This is a genomic window from Streptomyces sp. CRN 30 (assembly GCF_034105845.1).
Window position 1 is genome coordinate 26,128 of the sequence record NZ_JAVRHI010000059.1, and the last position, 7,056, is coordinate 33,183.

The window sequence follows — 7,056 nt, forward strand, 5'->3', positions numbered from 1 at the left end:
AACGTGGCCGACGGTGTGCGCCTCGGCGTGCGTGCGCTCGTGTACGCCGTCGTCGGCGGTACCGCGCTCGTCGCCATCGCCACGGTCGTCTCGGTCCTCGGGCCGATGGTCGCCATGGACCTCGCCACGCCCGCGATGGCCGCCTGGTGGACGGTGTTCACGGCCGTGGTCGTACAGGGCGTGCCGTTCCTGCTGCTGGGCACGCTGGTGTCGGCGGCGATCGGCGCCTTCGTGCCCGAACGGGTGTTCAGCCGGGTGCTGCCGCGCAACCCCGCGCTCGCCGTCCCCGTCGCGGGCGCCGCGGGCGTCGTCCTCCCCGGCTGCGAGTGCGCTTCCGTGCCGGTGGCCGGCAGCCTGATGCGCCGCGGAGTGGCGCCGGCCGCCGCGCTGGCCTTCCTGCTCTCGGCGCCCGCGATCAACCCGGTGGTGCTGATCGCCACCTCCATCGCCTTCCCCGGCCAGCCGTCGATGGTCCTCGCCCGGCTGCTCGCCTCGCTCGCGGCGGCCGTGGTGATGGGCTGGCTGTGGGTGCGCTTCGGCAAGGAGGAGTGGCTGCGGCTGCCGAAGCGCCAGGAGGCGCCGGCGGCCGAGGCCACCGGGCGGCACTCCCGCCTCGACGACTTCCGGGCCGGACTCCAGCACGACTTCCTGCACGCGGGCGGGTTCCTGGTGGTGGGCGCGGCCGCGGCGGCGACCTTCAACATCGTCGTCCCGCGCTCCGTCCTCGACGTCTTCACGGACTCGCCCTGGCTGTCCGTCCTGCTGCTCGCGGTGCTGGCCGTGGTGCTGTGCGTGTGCAGTGAGGCGGACGCCTTCATCGCGGCCTCGCTGACCGGCTTCTCCCCGACGGCCCGGCTGGCCTTCATGGTGGTCGGGCCGATGGTGGACCTGAAACTGGTCGCCCTGCAGGCGGGCACCTTCGGCCGCTCCTTCGCCCTGCGGTTCTCCGCGGCCACCTGGGTCGTGGCGGTGACCAGCAGTGTCCTGGTGGGATGGTGGCTCCTGTGAGGGGATCCCTGTGAGACGGTACGGTCCGGCGGTCCTGCTCCTGCTCTGCGGTGCGGCGATCCTGCGCATCTCGCTCCTCAGCGAGCTGTACCTGCGGTACGTGCAGCCGGGGCTGCGCCCGTTCCTGATCGCGTCGGGAGTGCTGCTGGTGCTGCTGGGGGCGGCTGCGGGGTGGCGGGCCGCCCGGGACCGGGAACGGCACCGGGACCGGGATCGGGAGGAGCACTCCGTCGAGACGCACTCCGACGAGACGCACGCGCACTCCCACGGCCCCCGGGTCGCCTGGCTGCTCGCCGTCCCCGCCCTCGCCCTCCTCCTCTTCCCGCCCCCGGCCCTCGGCTCCTACAGCGCGGAGCGGGAGGCGGCGAAGTACGCGGCCCAGGGCGTCGGCACGTTCCCGGAGCTCCCGGCCGGGGACCCCGTCGACCTCACCCTGGGCGAGTACACCTCCCGTGCGATCTACGACAGCGAACGGTCGCTGGAGGGCCGCACGGTCCGTATGACGGGCTTCGTCACCCAGGACGGGGACGGGGACGGCGGAGGGGACGGCGGAGGGGACGGCACCGGGTCCGGTACCTGGTACCTCACCCGTCTCCTCGTCTCCTGCTGCGCCGCCGACGCCGCCCCGTACAAGATCGAGATCCGGGGGGCCGACGCGCCGCCCGCGGACACCTGGGTCACCGTCACCGGCACCTGGCTCCCCAAGGGCACCCTCGGCTCGGACGAGGCCTGGCCCCCGGTCCTGGACGCGGCCTCGGTGACGAGGGTGGACGAGCCGCGGAACCCGTACGAGAAGCGCTGACCACGAGATCACGAGATCACGAGGGCGTCCCGCGTACGCCGGCCGTGGGAGTCCCTCACTCGTTGGCAGCGCCCGACTGGTCGGCGGTCGCAGGTGGTGCTGCGGTGGACGGAACGTCCCGTCCGCGTCCGCGAAAGGCCCCGGCATGCACCGTCCGTACCGTGTTCTCGTTCCGGCGCTCACCGCCGTGGTGCTCGTCGGCGCGGCGGCCTGCGCGCAGCGCGGCGAAGGGTCCGCCTCGGGGACCCGGTCCTCCGCGGCGGACCGGGCGAGCCCCGCCGCCTCGCCCCCGGCCGCCCCCGCCCTGACCGACGCCGACGCCGAGGGCGCCCTCCTGCGTGCGGAGGACCTCGGCGGGGCCTGGGCCGGCACCGAGGGCGCGGCCACCTGGCGCGACGGGCTGCTCAAGGGCAGGGCGGACCGCCCCGAGTGCCAGGAACTGCTCGACGGTGTGTACGCCGAGGACCTGCTGGGCGCGCCCAGCGGCGGTTCGGCGGCCGTGGGCTTCGACGACGGCGAGTACGGGGCCCAGCTGCGCCACCGGGTCGGCCAGTACAAGCAGAGCGCCGTGGACGCACGGCTCGGCCGGCTGCACGAACTCACCGACGAATGCGCCGCGTTCGGCGTCACCGGAGGGGACGGGCGCACGCACGACGTCCAGGTCGGCCCGGTCGGCCTCCCCGGTGCCGGCGACGCGCGCCAGGGCCTGCGGATGACCGTGAGCGGCGGGGTCGAGGGCGAGGAGGGCCCGCTGACGCTGGACGTCGCCGCCGTACGCGTCGGGGACGGCGCCGCGCTCCTCACCCACGGCGGTCTGTACGGCGTCGACGACACCACCACCCAGCAGGCCTTCGAACGGGGCGCCCAGCGGCTGAGCGACACCCAGGAGGCCCGGAAGGCGGGCAGGACCGAGAAGGCGGAGAAGAAGCAGGGCACGGAGGAGACCGAACCGCCACCCGACGGTGAGCAGGACGAGCAGGACGAGCAGGACGAGCCGGACGAGCAAGGTGAGCAGGACGGTGGAGACGGCCAGTCGGCCGACCGGTACGACGCCCAGGAGGGCGACGACTGGCGGAGCGACTGGCGCAACGGCCGGCAGGACGACCGGTGAGGCGCTGAGGGCGCTCAGTCCCCCGGTGCCGCCTTCCGCAGGCTGGTGATGCAGGTGGTGAGGGCCTGCTGGAGGGCCTCCAGGCGTTCGAGCATGTCGGCCTCGTAGATGTCGTCGAGGCCGCCCGCGTCCTCGAGGTCCTCGAACGTCAGCTCCTCGAACACCTTCGTGGCCCGCTGGAGGCTGCTGTAGAACTTCGTGCGGCGTTCCTGGACGCGCAGCTCCGGGTCGTCCTCCACGGTCCGCACCACGAGCGACTTGACGGTGTCGTACGCCTCCGTCGCCCACTCGCCGGGGTCCTCGCCCTCGTCCAGCTCGTCCAGCAGGGACAGCCGGCGCTCGGCCTCGGCCCGCAGTTCGGCGGGCGCGTCGATCGTCTGTCCCGCGGGGGTGCGCACCTGGCCGCTGTCCACGATCTGCCGGACGTAGCCGATGCGGTCGGCGGAGCGGCTCTCGGTGGCCACCGCCTTCTTCAGCCCGTCGGTGCGCACCACGTCACGGGCCAGCTCCGCCTGGAGCGACGGGTCCTCCCGGATCCGGTCCAGCAGCGCGGCGCGCGCCGCCTGAGCGGTGGAGGGGTCGGCGAGGATCGCGGCCCGCAGCGCCGTCGGGTTCTCGGCGACCTCCAGGGCCTTCGTCGGCCGGATGCCCTCCGCCTCGGCGGACGCCGTGATCGCGGCGCCCCGGTCGGAGGACGCGCCGGAGCGGGAGGAGTAGTACGCCGGCCAGTCGTCCGCGTCCGGCAGGTCGGTCTCCACGCCCACGGCCAGCGCCTCGAAGTGCGGGACCAGCCCGTCGTCGGCCGCCTTGTCCCACGCCCTGTAGTAGCGCATGACCCGGTCCGCGGAACACCCGGCCAGCTCGGCGAACTCCTTCGCCGACACCTTCGGCGTCTCCCCGGCCGCCTGCCCGCCGGGCCGCACGCTGCGCGCCACCTTCAGCGCGAACGCCCAGCCGCCCGTGCGCGCGTACACGCCGAACTCCCGGGCGTCCCGCGCCACCGACTCGTGCACGGTGGTGGCGGACGGCTCGGCGCCGGGCTCGGTCCAGTAGCCCTCGGTCAACACACACTCCCTGGAGATACCTACGACAACCAGCGGGACGTGCATGCTAGCGGGCCCGGCTCAGGGCTCGATGAGCCCCACCCGGATCGCGTACCTGGTGAGTTCCAGCCGGTCCCGCAGGCCGAGCTTGTGCAGGAGGTTCGCCCGGTGCCGCTGCACGGTCTTGGCGCTGATGACCAGGATGTCGGCGATCTCCTTCGAGGAGTGCCCCTCGGCGACGAGCTTGAGCACCTCCTCCTCGCGGGCCGTCAGGATCCGTTCCGGTTCCTCCTCGCCCTGGCGGACGCGGTCGAGGTAGTGGCGGATGAGGGCGGTGATCGCGCCGGGGTAGAGGAACGGTTCGTCGTTCACCGCGGCCCGGCAGGCGGCGACCAGGTCGCGGTCGGCCACCGACTTCAGGACGTAACCGCAGGCGCCGGCCTTCAGCGCCTGGAAGAAGTACTGCTCGTTGTCGTGCATCGTCAGCATGAGGACGCGCAGGCCGGGATGGGCGGCGGTGAGTTCGCGCGCGGCCTGCAGACCGGTCAGCCGGGGCATCGCGATGTCCAGGACGGCCAGGTCGACGTCGTGGTCGCGGGCCATGGCGACGGCCTCCGCACCGTCCCCGGCCTCGGCGGTCACCTCCAGGTCCGGTTCGCGGTCCAGGATGAGCCGCACCCCGCGACGCACCAGCGCGTGGTCGTCGGCGAGGAGGATGCGGATCGCGGACGTGTCGGCCATGGTCACCGGTGTTTCTTCCTGGGTGCGGGTGCGGGTGCGGGTGCGGGTGCGGATCCGGATACTGATGTGGGTACGGGGTCGGGGTCGGGGTCGGGGCCAGGGCCGGGCAGGTCGGGGACGGTGGCCGGAACCGATGCCGGGGCCGTGGCCTCGCTCCGGGCCGGTACCGTCAGGCGGATCCGCGTGCCGGCCCGCGGGGCGGAGACGATGTCCAGCGTGGCGCCGATGAGCAGGGCCCGTTCGCGCATGCCACGGATGCCGGCGCCCTCGGAGGCGGCGCCGGTGCCGCGGCCGTCGTCGCTGACGGCGAGCACCACCGAGCCGTCGTCGGCGTCCCCGGCCCGGCGCAGGCTCACCTCGACACCGTCCGCGTCGGCGTGGCGGGCGGCGTTGGTCAGGCTCTCCTGGGTGACGCGGTAGAGCACCAGTTCGGTCTCATGGTCCAGCGCGGGCAGCCCGGGGTCGAAGCGGCGCGACACGCGCAGCCCGGTGTGGGTGGAGAACTCGGTGGTGAGCGAGGTCAGCGCGCTGACCAGGCCCAGGTCGTCCAGCACGCCCGGGCGCAGCCGGCGCACCAGCCGGCGTACCTCGTCCAGGCTCTCCCGAGTGGTCTCCTGGGCCTGCCGCAGGTCGCCGCGGAGTGGCTCGGGCGCCTCGTCCGCCGCCCTCTTCAGGCCGAGCAGCACCGCGGTCATCGTCTGCCCGACCTCGTCGTGCAGTTCCTGGGCGATACGGCTCCGCTCCGCCTCCTGGGCCTGGAGGGCGCGGGCACTGCTCGACGCCCGCTCACCCTCCAGACGCTCCAGCATCGCGTTGAAGGTGCGGATCAGCTCGGCGATCTCGCGGTGGCCGTGCACGGGGAGCCGCTGGCCGGGGCGGAGCAGGTCGACGGTGGTCATCAGCCGGGTCAGCCGGTCGAGCGGGGAGAGCCCGATCCGCAGCAGGGCCGCGTTGGCGACCAGCAGCAGGGCCAGGCCGATCACCAGGATGACCGCCTCGGTGAGCAGGACCGGTACGGAGACGGTCACCGGAGCCAGCAGCAGCAGTGCCGTGGCCGTGACCATCACCACGGCGTTCAGTCCGAAGATCCGCCAGAACAGGGACACCGGGATCGCGCCTTCCTCTCCTCGGCCGGCCTCCGTCGCCGCCCGCCGGCCACGGTCCCGCCGAGCTGGACCCCGGTCCCGATCAGCTGCTGATCCGGACGGAGCCTGCCGCCAGCCTGCCCGCCGCGGCGGGCGGAGTCGATGGGTGGCCGCCCCCATTTCACCGGCCACCGGCCGGCCGGGACACCGGCGTACGCGGACGGGTCCGGGCCTCACGGATGGGTGTCACCGCCGATGGGCAGCGGACGCAGGATCGGCCAGGCTGGGAGCATGGCCCCCCGACCGGACCTTCGACCGTACCGTCACCGCCCGGACCACCGCGCGGATCTTCGGCGAGGAACCGGCCTCCCGGAATCGGACCACGGACAGGAGCCGTGTCGCTGCCCGGGGCCGAGTACGCCGGGGGCCGGTGCGCCCAGGACCGTTCGGGGCGTGCGGCTGGGCCGGGCTCGGTCGACGGGAACGGTGAAGCGGTGATGACCCAGCGAATGATCGGTGACCGCGGCGCGGTCCTGTCCCCCGAGGACCTGGCCGCGCTCCGGGAGAACCTGCACGAGCAGCGGCTGTTCCGCCAGGAGCAGCTGGGGGAGATCGGGGCGGCCTCCGCGGCGCGCACGGAGGACGTACGGGACCGGCGGACCGCCGGGCAGCTCGAGGTCAGCGTCAAACTGGCCGCGTCCGCCCGGATGGTGCTGGCCGACGTGGAGGCGGCGCTGGACCGCATGGACCACGGCCGTTACGGCTCCTGCCACCTCTGCGTGCGGCCCATCGACCGCGACCGGCTGATGATCGTGCCGCAGGCCCGCTACTGCGCCCGCTGCCAGCAGGTGAAGGAGGCCGGCCGGTGACCGTGACCCCCCACCCCCGTCCCCCGGCAGGGCCGCTGGCCCGGCGCTGACGCGCACTTCCGCCGACCCGACCCGCCCCGCCCTTCGCGCCTCCCGCACGGCCGCCCTCCTCGCGGCACACCTGGCCGCACTCGCCCCACGGGGCCACTTGGCGATCTTTTTAGTTGTGCACAACTCAATAGCGGACTAGGTTTCTTCTCGTGCCGCCGCCTCCGGCGAACACCGTCGAGCGGGCCTGCCCGCGGCACCCGATCCGAGGAGACAGCCATGTCCGCATCCACCGAGCCGCAGCAGCCGGTTCTGGAGCCCGCCGCGCAGGAGTTCGTCGAGGCGACCGCGAACCCGCCGTACCTGTTCGACCTCGGTCCGGTGGAGGGCCGCAGGACGGTGGACGAGG

At 73.9% G+C, this 7,056-nt stretch carries 7 protein-coding genes and 1 pseudogene; 5 read left to right on the forward strand and 3 right to left on the reverse strand.

Going from position 1 to position 7,056, the window contains the following annotated elements; genetic code table 11:
• The first annotated feature begins 3 nt into the window (after positions 1–3).
• The 3 genes from UW392_RS05870 to UW392_RS05880 all read left to right on the forward strand — a co-directional run bounded on the left by UW392_RS05870 (position 4) and on the right by UW392_RS05880 (position 2,921).
• A complete protein-coding gene (locus UW392_RS05870) occupies positions 4–1,008 on the forward strand; it encodes a permease (protein ID WP_320773796.1) in 1,005 nt (334 codons plus the stop codon).
• Between the two features lie 10 nt (positions 1,009–1,018).
• Positions 1,019–1,810 carry a TIGR03943 family putative permease subunit gene (locus UW392_RS05875; RefSeq protein WP_320773790.1) on the forward strand — a complete coding sequence of 264 codons (792 nt, stop codon included), beginning with the start codon at positions 1,019–1,021 and terminating at the stop codon, positions 1,808–1,810.
• 145 nt (positions 1,811–1,955) lie between these two features.
• Positions 1,956–2,921, forward strand: coding sequence for a hypothetical protein (locus UW392_RS05880; protein WP_320773791.1), 966 nt, complete (start codon positions 1,956–1,958; stop codon positions 2,919–2,921).
• 14 nt (positions 2,922–2,935) lie between these two features.
• On the opposite strand, the gene UW392_RS05885 is transcribed toward UW392_RS05880, so the two are convergent.
• From UW392_RS05885 to UW392_RS05895, 3 genes are read right to left on the reverse strand one after another with little or no spacing between them, the layout of a single operon-like run.
• Positions 2,936–3,985 (reverse strand): hypothetical protein, encoded by a 1,050-nt coding sequence (locus UW392_RS05885; protein WP_414495635.1) that lies wholly within the window; start codon positions 3,983–3,985, stop codon positions 2,936–2,938.
• A 60-nt stretch (positions 3,986–4,045) separates the two neighbouring features.
• A complete protein-coding gene (locus UW392_RS05890; RefSeq protein ID WP_320773792.1) occupies positions 4,046–4,705 on the reverse strand; it encodes a response regulator transcription factor in 660 nt (219 codons plus the stop codon).
• Between the two features lie 2 nt (positions 4,706–4,707).
• On the reverse strand, positions 4,708–5,811 hold the full coding sequence (locus UW392_RS05895) for a HAMP domain-containing sensor histidine kinase (protein ID WP_320773793.1): 1,104 nt from the start codon (positions 5,809–5,811) through the stop codon (positions 4,708–4,710).
• 476 nt (positions 5,812–6,287) lie between these two features.
• Between UW392_RS05895 and UW392_RS05900 the strand changes: the two genes are divergently transcribed.
• Both UW392_RS05900 and UW392_RS05905 read left to right on the forward strand, forming a co-directional pair.
• Positions 6,288–6,659, forward strand: coding sequence for a TraR/DksA C4-type zinc finger protein (locus UW392_RS05900; protein ID WP_320773794.1), 372 nt, complete (start codon positions 6,288–6,290; stop codon positions 6,657–6,659).
• A 267-nt stretch (positions 6,660–6,926) separates the two neighbouring features.
• Positions 6,927–7,056, forward strand: a pseudogene (locus tag UW392_RS05905) (esterase); the annotation flags it as partial.